An 18,196-nucleotide genomic window follows, 5' to 3' on the forward strand; every position below is an offset into this window, starting at 1 on the left:
GTACCATTGCCTACGATTATTTTATCGGCATTTTATACCAATCCATACAATTGCTTATCTCAAGCCAGTAACGCAATGTCGAAGCCTTAACATTGTTTTCCTTACACCACGCTGGGATTGACAGGCCGGATTCCTTGAAGGAATTAATTTGACTGCTACGGGATTCGGGTATTATTCCCACTGACATTGGTAATACCTCCAATCAATTTGATGGAGGTATTATCTCATAGCTAAGGTTGCTATACCATGTGCAAAGCATTTGACACTTACCTATCTATTCAAGATACCCTTTATCTTTCTGATCCTTCTTAAATGCACAAACGCTCAAGCATTTATAGCACCGAATACATATTTCCGCATCCACTACTGGATATAAGAAACCTTCTTCATCAGGTAGCATTGTTATCGCTCCTGTATGTATTCTTTTCTCTATAAGTCCACTTTGTCCCGACAACAAAATATCAATCCGCAATAAACTACCATCAGAATTCTTCCGAATCGTTAATTGAGAACGATTCAGTCCACTCAATGGGCAAACTGCATAACACGCTGTACAACCGCAGCAATTTTCCCGGTTAACATATATTTCAGGCAATTGCTTATCCATGGAAAGAAGTTTTCCATTATTATCTTTCCTCTGCGCTATTCCATTTTCGCCAAGAATGACATTCATATAACGTGTTGATTGGTGTGGCGTATATTTCGTTGGTTTAAGAGGACTTGGCTGAGAAGAATCTGGAAGGTATGTTCCATCTTTTAACTGATATATTTTTTCTCCTGTACCTGGTACATGTTTTTTTTTCATGGCAATTCCTTTCAATCTTCTTTTCCGTATACTCTACCGTTGTTTAATTTCTCTTTAAGTATATCCGCCTCTGTCTTACAATTTTCTCATATGCAAAAGCAAACGCCAAGGCCACAATAAACACTAGCATAGGGGCAATCACTTGATACATACTATTCAATATTTGTATTCTGCTCACAACTTTTCTTATCGTTAAGTTGAAGCATGTAATAAAGGCCGGATGAATAACATAAATAAGCATACTATACTTTCGACCAATCGTAGACAGAATATCGACGACCTTATTTTGGTCGGTTACTTTACTTTGTTGTGCTAAAATAAACACCAATAACGCAAGGAATGTCGTGCAAATGTAGTGATCTCTAGTAGCATTTACATTGGTGCTAACAAGAATAAATCTTTCACCTATATTTAGTAAAGCTATTACCGCAATTAACGATAAAAGCAGATTTTTTCTTTTAGTAAAAATCATTGCTATCCTATCTCGCCTCTGATATATCAAATCGCCAAGGCAAAAATACGGAATACCAACAAACAGAAAATTTCTGACCCATGTATACGGAAACTCCCGTCCAAACAGCAACAAGGAATACTTTCCTAAACACAAATCTCCTATAAGTAGAACTGGAATGAAAGGCCACAGTACTTTTCTGTTCCAAAATCTATCTACCAATTTGACGATAATTAAAACATACAATATCGCAGATAAATACCACAGATGCCCTTCAAAAGGCGAAACATTTAAAACCAAGAACTTAATCAGTACTTTAATATTGGAAACTTCTTCAAAATATGAAGGATTTCCTCTCAATAACGCCAAACAGCCTTCCCAAACGAAATAGAACACATTCGCCCCGATAGTGAGCTTGATTATCTTTATAATCTGATTATTTGTGTGCCTTTTTCTCACCGTAACCGAATAGAAGTACCCAGTTATCATAAAAAAAACCGGAACAGCAATTCTCGTAAGTGCTGTGAAATAAGCTCCGATTTCACCTAGAAAGGGTTGATGGATACAAACGATTAGAAATACGCATACGCATTTTAAACAGTCAAATCCAACTGCTCTGCTTTTTAGATTGTAATTCCCCTTTAACATCTTTTAACCCTCATTATGTACTTTGTCACATATTTTTTAACTTTTCTAGCTATCTTAACTTGTATAGAATCTTTTGTGTGTTTTGAAATAATGTATTCAAACTTTTTACTTCTAAAATCCATCCAAAATTTGTTTCTGTCTTTAGGTTTTTTAAACGGTGCAATGAGCGGTTTCTGCATATAATCTTCAATATTCACAACTCTGCTTTCACATCTGTCCATAGCAGCTTTAAGCCAAGTTGCTCCCTTCTCACTATTGGCGATAACCAGCGAAACCCCCTTGTTATCATCGAAATCCTTATCATGCTCTTGTACTCCCCATGCGTCGGCAATCGTAATGTCGGCAGGATGATTTATAGACTTATATGGACAGGAGTAGCATGATGGTCTTAACGAATTGTGTCGGTAAAACAGCTCTCTGAAAACTCTACTATCGTATTCAATGCCATCAACTACAATAGTCTCTACATGGTCAATCCAACCAAATTTAGCTTTATTTCTAAACTCAACCTTTTCTATTTTTCCTTCATGCTTTTCAGTCACATATTTTAGGAATTCCTGCCATATCGCAACACTTGGGACGCCATGGCAAACAATATCCACACAAAACAAATTTTCTCTATTAACATCCGAACAAAAAGCTAATACTCCGGCTACTTGACACGATGTTCCAGAGAACAAAACTGTTTTGCTATTTTGTAGGTCGACTTTTACTTCCTGAAACACATCACTCATATCGCTCTGAATATATTTTGACTTGCGAAATTCATTTCTTGCCACTGCACTGTCTGCTCGTTTATGAACAGCATTAAAACTATTGTTTAAAAAGCATCCATAGACAATACCGCCAGAGGACAACACCGAATCAGATAACGCCGTAAAGATTCCGCCCGACCTCGAATTCTCTCTAACTCTAATGTCCCTGTTTTTTATAATATAGGCTAATACATTAGTTTTATTTTTCATTTTTTTCCTCCAGTTCCATTGCTCCCTTATAAATTAATTTATTTTCAATTTTTTGAAGAAAACACAAATTAGCGATTTATTCAAAAAAACAAACAGCACTACACCAATCAGAGCATTAATAATATTCATGAGGGTTGATCGCTGATAGCATAAAACACACATAAATAATATAGATGCACCACAAAACATTATTTTTTTGTAATTATATGTTATGTTTGTAATTTTTCTAACATTAATCATTCTAAATGCAACCAACAAAAAATAACTAATTACCGTAGATAATGATGCTGCATACAAACCAATCCTATTAATTAACAGACAATTTATTAGCAAGTTTAAAACAGCTGCCGCCATGGTTGTTATACCAACGCTTGCTGTTTTCTTGAATGCAACATATACTCCACCAAGAAATGAAGCGAGGCTATCCAACAATGTTGCCACAAAAAGAATAGGCATTTGATAATATGCTGCATCATAATCTCCATGTATAAGAACAGCAAATAATATTGGTGTGCAGGCAATTAGCAAAGCGAGGCATCCTGACATTATGCCTACAACTGTGTCATACATAAAAGAATAATATTGTGTGGCGTCCTCATCTTTTGAGGCAATAGATGCGTTTTCTTGCCATGCCATTGTAAATGTGCTACGCGCTAAAGATAAAATGGACGGTATTTTATTTGCAACAGAATAAATGGCGTTAATCTCTACGCCCAGAACAAATGTTACGATTAAACGATCAGATACACTCATAACCCACATAGACAAACTATTGGGAACCATTGGCCATGAGTACTGAACTAGATGCTTGATTTCATTGAGGCTAATATATTTGATGTTGATATACTTGAGAATCTTTGCCTTCGAACAAAGGTAAGCCAACGAACAAAACGATGCTACGAATAAACATACTAATGCACCAATAAGGCCTGTTCTAAAATACCAAACCATGATTACAGCAAAAATCATCTTACCAACAGCACTAATTATGGCACTGACTGAGTAGTCTTTATTATTTGCTAAACCACGAATTATCTGTCTTGCCGCATTTTCCAAAATATCTGACGCAAAGTAGAGACAGAGAAGTAACCGCGTAAGAACACTTAGCGTGGGTAATATAAAAAACAGAATTACTAGAGTAATAAATGAAATCGGCAAGATAAACGCATAAATATTAGTTACTATACCCTTGACTTTTTCTTCATTATTGCGATTATCTATCAAGAATCTAAAAGCGGCTGTTTGAATCTGCAACGTAACTGCCGGCAAAAGCAATGTTGCTAGTATTGTTACCAAATCATATGTGCCATACTCCGCTTGTGTAAGATAAGCGGTTAGTATTGGCAAAGTAATAAATGCCACAACCTTTGGCAAAAAAACGCCTATAGATAACACAAACGTATTTTTGACTAAACTATTTTCTCTGCTCATGGCATACAAATACAACACTCCCTATGCACCACTTCAAATTAGATATTAGCTTAATAAATAACATTTCTTTTGGCGCTTTTAATTACATTCCTATTTGTCTTTAATTTATAGCTAATGCTCATCTGAATTGCACAAGCAAAAAGATATATGAGAAAAGTGCGATCATACAAACAATTTCCTGTGAAACTATACAGAATAACAAATGTTTGTAACGAAATGGAAACTGCCATAGAACCAAACTCATCCGATGTTAATTGTTGTCCAAAATTTCTGATAAGGCGGAAACTTTTAATATAAGTACTAAGTATTATATTAATACAGATAGCAAATCCAATTACTCCCGTTTCACAAAGTAATTGGATATAAACATTATGTGCATCTACATATCCACCCGCTAAAGCATACGACTTACTTGCGTCCATATATCTAAATCCACACCAACCAATTCCCATTATTGGATGCTCAAGAAATGAAGAATAAGCTAATCCCCATAGTTGATATCTTCCGTTACTTATATCATCTGTTTCCATAAACCTTGCAAAAGTATCTCCTAACGCAGGAACATAGTATGACAACCAATAGTAACCTATAATTGCAACAAGAGCTAAACCGATAAATTTACTTAACTTACTTGTTAGTTTTTTCTTCGAAATCAGGAAATAAGATATTGCTACTGATACAACAGAAAAAAGCAGATGCGCTCTTTTTGCTGTCAATAAAAGTGCAATCACAACAAATCCTGATGCGATAACAAGTTTTTTATTTACTTTGAGCTTTTCATCTTTCTTTTTTCTGCAAAATATGAGTGTCCAGAGAACCAATGCAACAACAGCAATATATATACCGTTCGCAGAATAATTATCTGCAAATCCAGATCGGTATCCTAATGTACCATTCTCTGTTCCACTTGGAATATATCCCCAGATATCAATCATAACCGAATATAGTGACGGAAATGCAAGAAAGAAGAAAGTTCCGATTACATATACAAAGCCAAAAACCGGGATTACTTTGTATGCGTTTTCAAGCCAAATATATCTTTTTGAAATAGCTACCGCAATCAATAACGCCGTAATATATGCAAAAGGCCAAAGATATGACTTATGAGCCAAACTTTGGTTGTTAACCAAGGTTAGGGCAAGGAAAAGTAACCACCGCATGGATTCCTTATTGAATTTTGCTATATTGCAACGAACAATGGTATATAAAGCCATCGCAGCACAGATGCCTAAAATCAAATAGCATAGCAAAGAATTGAATACATACAAAATCAATGGATAGAAGAAGAAATAACAGACAAGCAATACGATCATAATATTTTCGACACTTAAACTGCTACGCTTAATTGAAATACGCATTAGTCAACCTCCTCTCATCCCAGTTGCTTACTTAGATAGTTGATTCCTTTCATTTTGAGTTCTTCCATTCTGTCATTAGCAATCTCATAGTCAACATCATTTGCCAAAACATCATCGATCCCATCTTCAGAGAGAACGATTCGTGTTTCCAGTCCTATATTGTTCAGAAGTTCCGTCACTCTGGATGCCCGTCCTTTTGTAACCATCGTTACAAATTGTTTGCGATATATCAGAGAAAATGTAGTTGCATGGAAAGAATTTGTAATCACATACTCCGCATTTTTGATATACGACAGGAACTCCCCTGGTAATACGCTATTTGTAAAATTAACCTTATACGGCCAGTGATGCGGTCCCGTAATAACAATAATAGGCAAGCCATATTTTTTCTTTGCCCGCTCAACCATCTTAAACAGCATGCCATCAGTTTCTGGGTTTTCAAGTGCGTATATCAAAATGTATTTTTCAGGCAAAGAAACATTCAGTTCAAAATCAGTGTAATCAGTTGCTTTTAACAATAGCGTTGGATCAGGAACAATTTCAATCGGCTTTGAAAAAACAGTCTGCAAATCCGCTTGTTTCTCAACCTCTCGCAAAGAAACAGTATCAAACTGAGCTAAAAAATCTCTCAATTCCTGCTGGCTCTTTTGCACATCCAGTTGACAAGCACTCACGGCATATGAAATTCTTCTGGAACTGATATCTCCAAATGCAAGGAAATACGCACCATCCAGTCTCTTATTTGTCAGTTCCGGATTCCAAACTTGATCACTGCCTGTTAGGTAGACATCACATTTAGGTGCATCATTTCTAATATCCTCTAAAGAACAATACTCCCTTGTCAAATGAAAATGCTGATTACAAAATGTCTGGAAGCCTTCTCTTTGCCTTGATCGACCACTATTGGGTTTCCAATCAAGTACTGTGCGCACAAAAGACTTTACAGCACGAAGCACTCCATTCGCTCCATTGTTACCTTTCATCACATCCAAAGCATTTTTGAAGGGATCCTGATATTTCTGATATTTATATGTCTTATAGGTAGGACGGTAGTCTATAATCACTACATCGTGTCCCATCTTTTCAATGGCATTTTGAAGAGCTACACACTGAAGAACTGCTCCACAATTCCATGCAAATTGAAATGTTATGATTCCAACTTTCATTACTTATCTCCTATTTCTCAGCAATAGAGACATTGTACTCGTTAATCAACTGCGAAAAACACTTATCGTTCTGATCTCCAACTACATTTCCTTGCCACAAACTATCCTCAATTGTAAGAGCCGGCGGATGAATGAAGAAGCACGGAACCCAAACCACAGGAGTATCCTTTAGGAGTTCCATCGTTTTCAGCCACAAATCATCTGTTCTAAGGCAGAGCCTCTTAATGTCGGAAACATTGAATGCTTTTTCATCCAAAGAATGAGGCGGGTAAAGTACACCGCCGACACCAACAGCAACCAGCAATTGGGACGGTTCAATAACGCTTTTGCATTCTTTAACCCACTTATCGTAGGGCTGTAATCTTCCATTTGCGTCAAATGTAATTTTGTGAACACGTCGTGCGCATACTGCTTGTGGAAATTTTTGATGGTACTCTATAAGTGATTTCACAAAATTTTCGGGATATACAACATCATCATCAACTGTGATAATAACATCCTCAGGATACTCCTGCAAAGCATAAAAATACTTTTTATGCGGCATTAAGTTCTTATCCGAATCAAATCTGAATTCAACACCATATTCTTGTAGAGATTTCATTGCTTCCGTCAAAAAAGATGGATCAGTATCACTACCTAACCATATAATAATCTTGTCGGGTTTTACGGATTGCAACAACAAACTTTTCAAGCAAAGATAGATATTGTTAAACCGCTTCGGATAGGTAGTCATTGAAATTATAATTTTTTCCTGTCTTTGTTCATCTTGATTAAGGCCATATCTTAGTGGCGATTTTTTCACCTTATTGATTACATAATGGTTTGGAATATAAAATGACACCCTTTTTAACACACTTCTAATCCCATTATTCTTAAATTCTTCACTTAAGCCATGTTGTTTTTTCATCATTACCACCTATAAACTATTTGCATCTGCAATAGTAATTGTAAATCCCCCGCGCATTAATTTCTTTCGTGAAATTGTTTTTTGCATAAATTTGTCCATTCGCTGCCACTTCACACAGCAACGCTCTCTCGACATAAAGTTCCTGAATCGCTCTTGACAGAGAATTCGTATCATCTCTCTCATAGAGAATTCCTGTTTTCCCATTCTCAATCAGCTCGGAGTTCGCACCACAATTAGACGCAATCACTGCCAATCCTGCGTGCATATATTCAACTGTCACACGACCGAACCCTTCAGCTTTTGAGCACATTAAACCAATGTGGTAGTTTTGCAGCCTCAGATACACATCATCACAGCCACCCAAGAAAGATACATAGTCCGCAATGCCGTGTTTTTTAAGAGGTTCCTGCAGCTTTGCCTTATATGTATCGGTAACATTGCCGATAACATCTAGCCGAACATTCTTTCTGACTTCTTCCGGCAGCAAGCAGAGTGCTTCGATAGCCTGCCACTGACCTTTATTGGGGATCACGCCGCCAACAATAACCATCCGAAGAACCGTAATATCTTTCCATTGGCTTCTGTCCACCGAAATAATTTTGCTACTATCAACACCATTATAAATGACACTAATTGTGTTTTTATCCAGACCTTTTTTCACCCAATAGTCCTTTACCGCATTGGAAATTGCAATAAATTCATTCGTATTGTTCGCAAGGTACTTCACATAGTTTGGGCGATAAGACCAGCAATTGAAATCTAATTCCGCAAACTCCCTGATGTGACAGATGTTGTGAACGCCTGTTCTTCTGGACAATGCCATACCAATATCATCTCTTGCCACATTTGTATGGATCAAATCAACAGTTGTCCAATCAACAGCCTGTAACGCTCTTTTCAGCGAAGACCGGAAATGCGTGTAGTAATATACTCCATAGATGATATACTTAATCGGCTTTTTCCAAAAGGCATCCGGAGCTCCTTGTAAAAAGGCTCCATGTCCTACGGCATGGTTTTCGATATGCTGTTCATTCAAAAGCTGATTCAATCGATTCTCCCCGCTGGTCAGCACAACTGGCTCGATTCCATATTCTGTTTTCATTGTACTTACCAGTTCGACAAGCGACTTGGTAGCTCCACCCTCAATACCAATATCGGCAATATACACTACTTTCATTTGAAATCCTCTATTATTCATCATCACGCTTTTTTTTCCAGCCTTGGACGGACTTCATTTCTAACGAGATTTGCCACACGAATGGACATTGCTCTCGGCATCATATGCCAAACTTTTTTCATCATAAACTGTTTCCAAGTTGGATTAACGGTCATTGGCGGGTCATTTTTCCATGGAGTCAGTGCACGGTAATTCTCATACTGCTTTCTCATCGGATGGTCGCTGTTCTCTTCAAAAATTCTTTTCTGAATATAGAAGAAGTTTGTTGTATGAGTAATGACCGGATTCTTCTTTGCTTCATCGATTTCTTCTTCTGTATAGTAATTGATGGGTTCTCTGAATCGCATCAATTCCTTATAACTTAAAACCTGCTCAAGCGTCATCAAATTGAACCTTGAATGCAGGACAAGCATTCTCTCGCTAAGTATCTTATTGATAACCTCTTCCTCATAACCGCCAAGGCTGATACCTTTATCAAATAGGTTCTTAATATACTCAAAAAATTGTTCTGTCCATTTTTCTTCACGCCATACAGATAAATCAATCAGATACATGCCTGCATTGCAATGAACGGAATCCGCTTTCAAATGCTGCGTTTTTACAAGTGCGACCTTTCCCATGCAATCATCTACGCCAGCAATCGGATGATTTCCCATATCGGTATTCCAGAGTTCATCTATCTTATTAAGCACCATAGTATCACTGTCTAGGCTGATAATTCGCTCTACGTATTCCGGCATAATGTCACCCAGAATCATTCTGGCGTATGTATGACCGAGCGACTTGATTGTAAATCGCTCATCATGATAAAATTCCCAAGGATCAGGAAGCGGGATAAAGGTAACATTTCGCTTATATCGTGCCGCCATATAATAGATTCTCTGCTTGTTCTTTTCAGAAATCTTATCATCAATGACAAACACATTGATTCCAGCTAAATGCTTATTGTTTTCAAAAAGCGAAGAGATTGCAACTGCACATACCTCAGAAAATAAATCACTGCTACAGTACACAACATTGATTTCGTTTGCACTATATTTCATACTCTATTACTCCAATCTATTGTGTACTTGATCCCCGATGCAAACGGCATTTGAGAATCAAACCCAACATCTTTTTCCAATTCGCTGATATCTGCCTGCAGATGCATCACCTGTCTTGCGGCATACGGGATTGCACCCAACGCGATTTCGGAACACGGAGCAACTACATCACGTATCTCTTGGATGTACTCTGCTAGAGGTTTCGCATTTCCACTCCCCAAGACATACGTTTTTCCATCAATTCCTTGTTCTCCTACTAATCTAAACGCTTTTGCTGCGTCGCCGCTGTAGAGATAGTCCCACATTTGTTCTCCCTTAGTAAACCGGGGAATTTGACCTTCTTTTAGTTTGTTAATAGTGGACATGACCATACTCTGCCCACCATCATTTGGGCCGTAAACACTCAGAATACGCACCCAAATATGCTTAAGTCCCAGTTGATGTGCGTGTTCTCTTGTCATCTGACCTGCGCATAGCTTTCCAATTCCATATCCCATCTCCGGAAACGCTGGAGTATCAGGCTTCAACAGTCCTTCAACTCGACCATATTCGGCCTGTGAACCCGCACCAATAAACGTGTAACAGCCAAACCGTGATGCAGCTCCGACCGCATCCAGCGCATACCGTACATTTTGGTTTTGCAGGTACATATCATTCCGGGCTGCACCTGTAGTGCCATCCCACGCAAAATGGTAGAATATGTCGTAATCCTTTCCCGTGTCATTCTCCACGATTGCCAGTTGATCTAATGAGCAATACTTTTTCTGCACGAGGGGATGAAGAGGGATGTGATTATTTCTCTTGGACCTCTCTCTGCAAAATACGAGGACTTCTATGTTGTTCTCTATCAAATCCTGTATCAATGCGGTTCCCACAGAGCCCGTCGCACCAGTAATAATCGCTCTCTTCATCTTTACCTCTCATCCTCCCTCGTTTTCAATTAGCAGCTCGCATTTTTATGAGCTAATAATTTTGATATATCTCCAATGGTATCAACGTATAACGTTCCATCGTACTTCTGTCTGCTGATAAGTATCGAAGGGCAACCTGCTCTTTTAGCCATTTCAATATCGCTTTCATAGGTGTCCCCAATAACAAGAATGCGGTTATACACATACCCATTCATTTCAACCAAAAGATCGAGCATAAATGTGTTTGGCTTTCCGATAATCACATCGCATTCCCGATTGGCGCACCATTCAATCGATGCTGTCATTGCCCCACATCCCGGCATACATCTTTCACCATCCCCAGGAAAAGTCCGTTCACGATTGCAGGCCATAATACATTTTGCATGGAGTGCAACCTGTAGGGCAGAAGTCAATCCTTTATATGTCATATTCGGGTCGTAGCCAATCAGCAGATTTTCTGCCGATTCGCTTTGTTCCACAGCCAAACCTTGATCTTCGAATTCGTGTTTCAGATTCTCCGACCCAAAGATATAGATGTCTTTCATCTCTTGTCTTTTGGCATATAGCGCAGCCATGTAACCAGAGGTCAGTACTTCTTCATGCTGGCAATCAATACCCATACTCAAGATCTTTTCAAATATCTGACGTCTCGTTTTCGTCGAATTATTTGTCACGAAATAGACGTGCTTTCCCATCTCTCTGAAATAGCCAATGGTTTCATTCGCTCCTGGAATTTTTTTAGAGCCATAATAGACCGTTCCATCTAAGTCAAATACAACAACATCAATATTCTCGATATTGATTCCATTCCCACTCATATCTTCCCCTCCCAATAGCATTGAGACCGCTATCAAACAAGCGGTTTCACTGTACATTATAATAGGTAGGGGTGATGAAGCGGAGTTTCATCAGTTTCTGAATTTCCTTGATTTCAGCTGAAATCAAAGTATTCCTCAAATTTGCTTCTTCTGTGAAGTCAAATTCCAAATTCTGATCAAAGTAGTCATTTCCGTGAAATGCCGAATAACCATCCATCCCGGCAATCGATGCCTCTTTGACACCCAAAGCTACAAGTAATCTCAATGCCATCAAACCGGAATTGTCAATAATTTCAGCATTATTAGATGCATAGCTAGAGAAATTCACCACAAAGTCAGTCTGCTCGCAGTCCTTCATATTAGATGTGGTAATGCAAAGAGCATCAGTTTTACCTTGAATCCTTATAAAGCGCCGCATATTGCTGCTGAACACATAGTTAGGTTGGATTTTCCCACCGCAGAAATTAACTGCAATGACAACGGTATTGTCTTTACCAGCTTCTGTTTCAACCACATTAGCATACTCAGACAAACTCTTACCTGGTGCAATCAGCAGGATATGCTTACCGGCCATTGCTGTTGCCAGATCTCCAATAGCTTCTTTATCGTCAATGTAGTTTTCTTGATACTGCCGATAATATTTTTCAGCTTTCTCCTTACTGAATTTTACCTTTTCCTCTTGCTGAATACCCTTCAAAAGTTCATTGAAGGACTTAACCGTGAGCGAATCCCTTTCAGCCAGATAAATTGCATAGTTGGGATGGCAGCCAGTGCTGGCAGACAAATACAGCGGCAAAGAATATCCCCAAAACTTGCTTCTATAGATGTTATTCAGGTATTCATCCATAATTTCCAGCATCGGCTCAATTCGATAATGCGCATCATAGTTTTCATTCATGTACTCCGCAAAGAGTTCCAGATTGAGATTTCCAGCTCCACGCCCCATACCGAATACACAGGCATCAATGCACAAATCCCTTTTTAAATTCATCTCTACCAGAGCTTCCGCATTTCCGAATGCCTGCTGCAGATTGTTATGTGCATGGTAGCAAAGCGTAATGCCTTCTACCATATTGTTATCTGCCAGAGAAACCAGTCTCAAGAAATGCTTTCTTTTTATCAGTCCAAAACTGTCAACAATTACCATAGAAAACGGCTTCAGTTCATTGAATTTCTCTAATCCTTCGATGAACTCTTTATCGGTATATAAATCGATTCCGACAAAATTTACGAATAGCTTGTAGCCCAGATCCTTGATTCTCTTGCAATAGACATAAGCATCATTGATTTTCTCTTTTTTGAAAATTACTCGGATACCATCAATTGATGTTCCATCATAAGGAAAGATTCTCTCAAGCGGAATGGGTGCGCTCATATCGAGCATTCCAATATACATGAGTCCATCTGCTTTTGGCTGAATCATTGCAGAAATCGAAGCAATATCTGGAAATACAGAACGATTTGGATCATACGAATCGCCCTTAATGAAGCCGATCTCAAACATCTCGATGCCCGTCTGCGCAATCTTTTTGCCAAAGCCTTTAATAGTCTCTTCACCAAATCTCCAATCGTTTACATATCCGCCATCTCTCAGTGTACAATCCAAAAGGTAAATTTTTCTCACGACATACAATCCTCCATAAGCCCAACATTGTAGAAACGATACAACTTAACAGGATCACATAAGTCCATAGGTTCAAGGTACCAGTGAGTAATACAAAGCCCATCTCGACTTTATACTGTTCTGCCGGTCAATCGACTTGCTATTCTTACTCTTCTATCAAAGGAATGAACATATTTCTTTCCAGTTCCCCACGAGACAGGAACGGAGCCAGATCCTCCAGTGGAGGACTTACAAGAGTCCCATCTTCAAGTCTCTTGGTGCTGCTCTTAGGCTCCCAGACCTGTTTTGTATCTGTAAAGATTTCACAGAAGACTGGACCTTCCTGTGCCAGTACCTCATCCACAACTGTTTTCATCTCCGCATTGCTGTGCGCGCTGTAGTACGGATAACCAAACGCCTTCGCAATCTTCTCAAACTCAGGGAAGGAGAGGTCATTCGACTCGGGACCAATACCGACCTTGCAGTGATTGCTGAACAAGTTTGTCTGAGTAATACGAATAGAATGATAACCATTGTTGTTGATCAGGAACAGCTTAATCGGCAGATGGTTCGTCAGTATCGTCTGGAGTTCCTGCAAGTTCATCATGATACTGCCATCACCCTCAAGGCAGATAGTTGTCTTACGGCCACCACCAATGCTAGTTCCGATTGCTGCAGGCAAACCATAACCCATGCTGGCAATCGCACTGTTGTTTACCATACGACTACCCTTCTGAATTACATAAGCCTGATTACCAACAACACAGCAAGCACCATTGGAAACGGCAGTCAAGCTGTTCTCCGGCAGACGGCTGCTCAGATAACGGACAAAAGCGTACACATTCGCCGTCTGGCCATTTTCTTCCCACTGGCGAGGCAAAACTGCCGGATACTCCTTCTTCCAACGCTGGCAGGTAGCCAGCCATTTGCCGCCCACATCAACAGGTGCTTCCGCTGCCTTATCCAGTTTGGTCAGGAAATCCTTTGCATCTGCCCAGACAGGCATCTCTACATGCAAAGTAGGCTTTTTCATTTCTGCCTGGTCGATATCCACCATGATGACTTCTGCTGCACGAGCCCATGTCTTCCAGTTATAACCGACCTGACGAATCGAAATACGGGTACCGACAGCGAGAATCAGGTCTGCATTCTGGATTGCCCAGTTGCCCGGACGGTCGCCTATATTTCCGGCACGACCGCAATAGAGCGGATTCTCGTCTTCAATCAAGTCAACGGCATTCCAGTAAGTGACAATCGGAATGTTCAGTTTCTTAGCAACCGAACGGAATGCCTCATAGCCTCCAGAAAGCCGAATACCGTACCCAGCATAAAACACCGGCCTTTCGGCCTTCTTAATCTTCTCAAAAATCGTCTGAATGATTGCTTCATCAACAGGAGGCGGGAGCTTTACATCATCCTCCGCCGGATCATAGCCTTTCAGCTCATCCATCTCGATATAGCCACCCTGATAGTTGACTGGAATATCAATCCACACTGGACCAGGTCTTCCGGTGGTAGCAAGATGCCAGCCCTTCTCCAAAGCGTATCGAATCTGCTTTGGGTCTTCGATCATAGTTGAATACTTCGTCATTGGTTCAACAGATTTCACGATGTCATATTCCTGGTCGCCCATAGCGCGGAGCGGCATACCATCTGTGAACTGCATCGCATAACGGACCGTAGTATCATAACGAACCTGACCACTGATAATGAACATTGGAATGGAATCCAGCCATCCGCCCACAACACCAGTCAGTGCATTGGTACCACCAGGTCCGGTAGTCACACACACTGCTGCAATTTTATTATCCAAACGAGCATATGCCTCGGCTGCAATAGCGCAAGCCTGCTCGTGATGATTATAAGTTACTTTTAATCCATCCTTATGTCCCAGTGCATCGTTCAAATGCATTGCACCGCCGCCGACAACGCTAAAGCAGTCGGTTACACCATGTGCTACAAGAAAATTAGCTACATAATCTGCAAGTCTCTGTTTCATTGACATTTCCTCCTCGAAAGTTGTGCTACACCTATCTCCACCCGCTTTACAACTACCGATACGAGCAAAACGATATTAATAATTTCAAGCGAAAGTAGAATTCTATTCCTGTACCAAAATAAATCAGGAGCGTAGTAATGCACAACATTAATAACCAATTGATGGCAAGATATATTTCCGTTGAAATAGACCCAACCTACTGCAAAATACAATTATTGATTTTCAAATGATTCAATACCTGCATCATTGTTGTCAAAATAAGCTATTGTTGCTGTGGATCCAAAGATAATACAAATAAAATCATAATCTTTAAGAAAGTGCCGAATTACATACGGCATCGCAAAAGACACTATAAACATCAGTATCAACAACATCCGTAGAGATAGCACATTCTAAAACGATTTGTAAATTTTTTACTAAGTTCATTCTTATGTACACGCCTAATATAAATGCAATACACGACTCCATCTCATGTGGCTCTCTTCGTCTTAGGATAACCGCAGCTAGACCCTTAATGCAACTTCCATGTTCAACCGACAAAGCTTCTCCATTCTTCTGCGTACCGATTCCAATCGGAGCGACTGCCGATATACCTGTTACAACTATCTCATTCAGCATATTTTATCCCTCTAATACCGCCTCAATAATGGTTTTTGCCATGTAATCAATCATCTCATCCGTCATGCCCGGATAAACTCCGACCCAGAAAGTATTGTTCATGATGAACTCGGTATTGTCCAAGCTACCGGCTATACGGTAAGCATCTGTACTACGAATCTGGTCAAAGCAGGGATGCTTGATGAGATTACCACTGAACAGCAGACGGGTCTGCACATTGTGTTCCTCAATGTAGCGAGTTACATCGTTACGCTTCAGACCACTCTCCGGATTTACGCTAATCAGGAAACCGAACCAAGAAGGACGACTGTTCTCAGCAGGTGCAGGCAGGATGATCTTGTCCTGAACACCTTCCAGTGCCTTGTAAAGGCTATCCCAGTTATGGCGTCGGTGCTCAATGAAAGACGGAAATTTCTTCAGTTGCTCACATCCGATAGCAGCCTGCATATCAGTGACCTTCAGGTTGTAACCGAAATGGCTGTAAACATACTTGTGGTCATAGCCCTGCGGCAGCTCACCATACTGACCATCAAAACGATGACCACAGAAGTTGTCACGACCGGACGGACAGATACAGTCACGGCCCCAGTCACGGAAGGACAAGATCAGACGGTGCAGTTTTGGATTATTGGTATAAACACAGCCGCCCTCACCCATGGTCATGTGATGGGGAGGATAGAAGCTACTTGTACCAATATCACCCCAAGTACCAGTGAATCTGGTCTCGCCATTGATTGTATACTGAGTGCCAAGAGCATCACAGTTATCCTCGACCAGCCACAGATTATGCTTGTCGCAGAATGCCTTCATAGCAGAGAGGTCAAACGGATTGCCTAGAGTATGAGCGATCATAACAGCCTTGGTCTTCTCAGAAAGGGCAGCCTCCAGCTTTGTCACGTCGATGTTGTACTGAGGTACAGTAACATCCACGAAAACAGGAATTGCACCGTACTGGATCACAGGAGTAACCGTGGTCGGAAAGCCACAAGCGACAGTAATTACTTCATCTCCGCGCTTAATCTGTCGATCACCCAGTTCTGGTGCAGTCAGAGTCATAAATGCAATAAGGTTTGCAGAAGAGCCACTGTTTACAAGGTGCGCATGCTTCACACCGATCCATGCGGCGAACTCCTTCTCAAACTGGTCAGCAAAGCGCCCAGTGGTCAGCCAAAAATCCAATGTTGCATCGGTAAGAGCGCACATTTCCTTTTCATCAAAGACACGGGCAGCATAAGTGATGCGCTCTCCGTCATGGTAAGGCTCGTTCTTTTCTTTGAAGTTGCGATAGTATTTTGCCACCAGAGCCTTGATTTGCTCACGAGCTTCCTGTTCATTGTTCCAAATAGCCATTGTTATAACCATTCCTTTCGCTGTACTAAGGCACAAAACATTATGAAAATTGTGACACGTGCTCTATCTTTAAATTGGGCGTACATGTATACTACACAGCACGGGGAGGTAAGTGCGTCGCCCACCCTTCTTTGGGGAAGACCGCATTGTTATATGTGTCACTCCGTCTGGTCAAGCACAAATAAGTGTGGCTGGACCACGTAGATTTATCTTTGTATAAACAACTCCATTGTTTGTAGAAGACGAGCAGTCAATGCTTGTGCGACATTATACCATCCGAGAGCGGAAGTGTTTATGCTCAAATTATTTATCCTTTCTGTTGCGGCATGACGTGCATAAGACCTTCGTTGTAGCTACTATCGCGGCCAAAGATCTTAAAAACATCACAACCTACCAAACCTAACGCTTTTCCACCTTTACCAAAGATCTGAGAGCTTTAGCGCTGTGACTCTCAAATTGCCAGTGTATACATTGTCTGTATGGGATCTACTGGCAATATGATAATGCATCTATTAAGGCTTGGTTTGCACTGAGATTTTTTGTAGGGTGCAGGATTGAAAATTTTACCAGTTGAAAGCATGTGTTAAATTGCTGTCAACATCATTCGAGCAATAGCCATAATGGCTCTTTTGTAACCGCGGCAGTGCTTAAGGGCTTCATATCGATTGCGATAGTGCGGGGAGTCTTTATCCTATTACAGCGTTTGGTGTATTCAATTGTCAAAATAACTGAACCTGCTTAAACTCTTTATCGAATTATTAATTTTTTCGACCTGATTTCATTCCAGGGTGTACGATAGCATTCCTGCGTCTTTAGCAGGTTATCTGGTAAACTATCAAACCATTTTATACAACCCAGACTTCCAGGTTTCAGCCGTTCTTCTTCAATCACATAACCATCGGAAATCTCACATGCAAACGTTATCGTAATGAAGTCTGTTCTTTCT

The 18,196-nt window shown here is 40.2% G+C and carries 17 protein-coding genes; all 17 read right to left on the reverse strand.

Annotated elements, in window-relative coordinates; genetic code table 11:
* Positions 1 to 16: 16 nt before the first annotated feature.
* Complete coding sequence (gene tnpA / locus DSBG_RS24365) at positions 17 to 187, reverse strand: IS66 family insertion sequence element accessory protein TnpA (RefSeq protein WP_491005794.1); 171 nt, start codon at positions 185 to 187, stop codon at positions 17 to 19.
* A gap of 87 nt (positions 188 to 274) precedes the next feature.
* The gene (locus DSBG_RS19235) at positions 275 to 805 is read right to left on the reverse strand and encodes an RnfABCDGE type electron transport complex subunit B (RefSeq protein WP_068966283.1); all 531 of its coding nucleotides are present in this window, start codon (positions 803 to 805) and stop codon (positions 275 to 277) included.
* Between the two features lie 43 nt (positions 806 to 848).
* Positions 849 to 1,904: an acyltransferase family protein gene (locus DSBG_RS19240; RefSeq protein ID WP_068966285.1), complete on the reverse strand. Its 1,056-nt coding sequence runs from the start codon at positions 1,902 to 1,904 to the stop codon at positions 849 to 851.
* The gene (locus tag DSBG_RS19245) at positions 1,898 to 2,869 is read right to left on the reverse strand and encodes a Coenzyme F420 hydrogenase/dehydrogenase, beta subunit C-terminal domain (protein WP_068966287.1); all 972 of its coding nucleotides are present in this window, start codon (positions 2,867 to 2,869) and stop codon (positions 1,898 to 1,900) included. Before DSBG_RS19245 ends, DSBG_RS19240 begins: the two co-directional genes overlap by 7 nt.
* A gap of 33 nt (positions 2,870 to 2,902) precedes the next feature.
* Entirely contained in the window at positions 2,903 to 4,300 is a 1,398-nt protein-coding gene (locus DSBG_RS19250; RefSeq protein WP_141694375.1) for a lipopolysaccharide biosynthesis protein, read from the reverse strand.
* 50 nt (positions 4,301 to 4,350) lie between these two features.
* Positions 4,351 to 5,658, reverse strand: a complete 1,308-nt coding sequence (locus DSBG_RS19255) for an O-antigen ligase family protein (protein WP_068966291.1) — start codon at positions 5,656 to 5,658, stop codon at positions 4,351 to 4,353.
* Between the two features lie 14 nt (positions 5,659 to 5,672).
* On the reverse strand, positions 5,673 to 6,824 hold the full coding sequence (locus DSBG_RS19260) for a polysaccharide pyruvyl transferase family protein (RefSeq protein WP_068966293.1): 1,152 nt from the start codon (positions 6,822 to 6,824) through the stop codon (positions 5,673 to 5,675).
* Between the two features lie 10 nt (positions 6,825 to 6,834).
* A complete protein-coding gene (locus tag DSBG_RS19265; RefSeq protein WP_083236981.1) occupies positions 6,835 to 7,734 on the reverse strand; it encodes a glycosyltransferase family A protein in 900 nt (299 codons plus the stop codon).
* A 13-nt stretch (positions 7,735 to 7,747) separates the two neighbouring features.
* Positions 7,748 to 8,908, reverse strand: a complete 1,161-nt coding sequence (locus tag DSBG_RS19270) for a glycosyltransferase family 4 protein (protein WP_068966295.1) — start codon at positions 8,906 to 8,908, stop codon at positions 7,748 to 7,750.
* Between the two features lie 23 nt (positions 8,909 to 8,931).
* Positions 8,932 to 9,951 carry a glycosyltransferase family 8 protein gene (locus DSBG_RS19275; protein WP_068966297.1) on the reverse strand — a complete coding sequence of 340 codons (1,020 nt, stop codon included), beginning with the start codon at positions 9,949 to 9,951 and terminating at the stop codon, positions 8,932 to 8,934.
* Positions 9,948 to 10,862, reverse strand: coding sequence for an NAD-dependent epimerase/dehydratase family protein (locus DSBG_RS19280; protein WP_068966299.1), 915 nt, complete (start codon positions 10,860 to 10,862; stop codon positions 9,948 to 9,950). Before DSBG_RS19280 ends, DSBG_RS19275 begins: the two co-directional genes overlap by 4 nt.
* Positions 10,863 to 10,891: 29 nt before the next feature.
* A complete protein-coding gene (locus DSBG_RS19285) occupies positions 10,892 to 11,680 on the reverse strand; it encodes an HAD-IIA family hydrolase (protein WP_068966301.1) in 789 nt (262 codons plus the stop codon).
* A 46-nt stretch (positions 11,681 to 11,726) separates the two neighbouring features.
* Positions 11,727 to 13,304 carry an aldolase catalytic domain-containing protein gene (locus DSBG_RS19290; RefSeq protein WP_068966303.1) on the reverse strand — a complete coding sequence of 526 codons (1,578 nt, stop codon included), beginning with the start codon at positions 13,302 to 13,304 and terminating at the stop codon, positions 11,727 to 11,729.
* Positions 13,305 to 13,449: 145 nt separating this feature from the next.
* Positions 13,450 to 15,282: a thiamine pyrophosphate-binding protein gene (locus DSBG_RS19295; protein WP_068966305.1), complete on the reverse strand. Its 1,833-nt coding sequence runs from the start codon at positions 15,280 to 15,282 to the stop codon at positions 13,450 to 13,452.
* Positions 15,283 to 15,591: 309 nt separating this feature from the next.
* On the reverse strand, positions 15,592 to 15,900 hold the full coding sequence (locus DSBG_RS19300; protein ID WP_068966307.1) for a hypothetical protein: 309 nt from the start codon (positions 15,898 to 15,900) through the stop codon (positions 15,592 to 15,594).
* Positions 15,901 to 15,903: 3 nt separating this feature from the next.
* Positions 15,904 to 17,250, reverse strand: a complete 1,347-nt coding sequence (gene rfbH / locus DSBG_RS19305) for a lipopolysaccharide biosynthesis protein RfbH (protein WP_068966309.1) — start codon at positions 17,248 to 17,250, stop codon at positions 15,904 to 15,906.
* 747 nt (positions 17,251 to 17,997) lie between these two features.
* Positions 17,998 to 18,196: hypothetical protein (locus DSBG_RS23435; protein WP_207647260.1), on the reverse strand; the 199-nt coding region annotated here is incomplete at its 5' end.

This window comes from Desulfosporosinus cupriresistens (assembly GCF_001707885.1).
In the GTDB taxonomy this organism is placed as follows: domain Bacteria; phylum Bacillota; class Desulfitobacteriia; order Desulfitobacteriales; family Desulfitobacteriaceae; genus Desulfosporosinus.

What these genes read in the sequence shown, in the direction of transcription:
- tnpA (WP_491005794.1), bottom strand. Translation starts at nt 187, where the DNA reads ATGTCAGTGGGAATAATACCCGAATCCCGTAGCAGTCAAATTAATTCC.
- DSBG_RS19235 (WP_068966283.1), bottom strand. Translation starts at nt 805, where the DNA reads ATGAAAAAAAAACATGTACCAGGTACAGGAGAAAAAATATATCAGTTA.
- DSBG_RS19240 (WP_068966285.1), bottom strand. Translation starts at nt 1,904, where the DNA reads ATGTTAAAGGGGAATTACAATCTAAAAAGCAGAGCAGTTGGATTTGAC.
- DSBG_RS19245 (WP_068966287.1), bottom strand. Translation starts at nt 2,869, where the DNA reads ATGAAAAATAAAACTAATGTATTAGCCTATATTATAAAAAACAGGGAC.
- DSBG_RS19250 (WP_141694375.1), bottom strand. Translation starts at nt 4,300, where the DNA reads ATGAGCAGAGAAAATAGTTTAGTCAAAAATACGTTTGTGTTATCTATA.
- DSBG_RS19255 (WP_068966291.1), bottom strand. Translation starts at nt 5,658, where the DNA reads ATGCGTATTTCAATTAAGCGTAGCAGTTTAAGTGTCGAAAATATTATG.
- DSBG_RS19260 (WP_068966293.1), bottom strand. Translation starts at nt 6,824, where the DNA reads ATGAAAGTTGGAATCATAACATTTCAATTTGCATGGAATTGTGGAGCA.
- DSBG_RS19265 (WP_083236981.1), bottom strand. Translation starts at nt 7,734, where the DNA reads ATGATGAAAAAACAACATGGCTTAAGTGAAGAATTTAAGAATAATGGG.
- DSBG_RS19270 (WP_068966295.1), bottom strand. Translation starts at nt 8,908, where the DNA reads ATGAAAGTAGTGTATATTGCCGATATTGGTATTGAGGGTGGAGCTACC.
- DSBG_RS19275 (WP_068966297.1), bottom strand. Translation starts at nt 9,951, where the DNA reads ATGAAATATAGTGCAAACGAAATCAATGTTGTGTACTGTAGCAGTGAT.
- DSBG_RS19280 (WP_068966299.1), bottom strand. Translation starts at nt 10,862, where the DNA reads ATGAAGAGAGCGATTATTACTGGTGCGACGGGCTCTGTGGGAACCGCA.
- DSBG_RS19285 (WP_068966301.1), bottom strand. Translation starts at nt 11,680, where the DNA reads ATGAGTGGGAATGGAATCAATATCGAGAATATTGATGTTGTTGTATTT.
- DSBG_RS19295 (WP_068966305.1), bottom strand. Translation starts at nt 15,282, where the DNA reads ATGAAACAGAGACTTGCAGATTATGTAGCTAATTTTCTTGTAGCACAT.
- DSBG_RS19300 (WP_068966307.1), bottom strand. Translation starts at nt 15,900, where the DNA reads ATGCTGAATGAGATAGTTGTAACAGGTATATCGGCAGTCGCTCCGATT.
- rfbH (WP_068966309.1), bottom strand. Translation starts at nt 17,250, where the DNA reads ATGGCTATTTGGAACAATGAACAGGAAGCTCGTGAGCAAATCAAGGCT.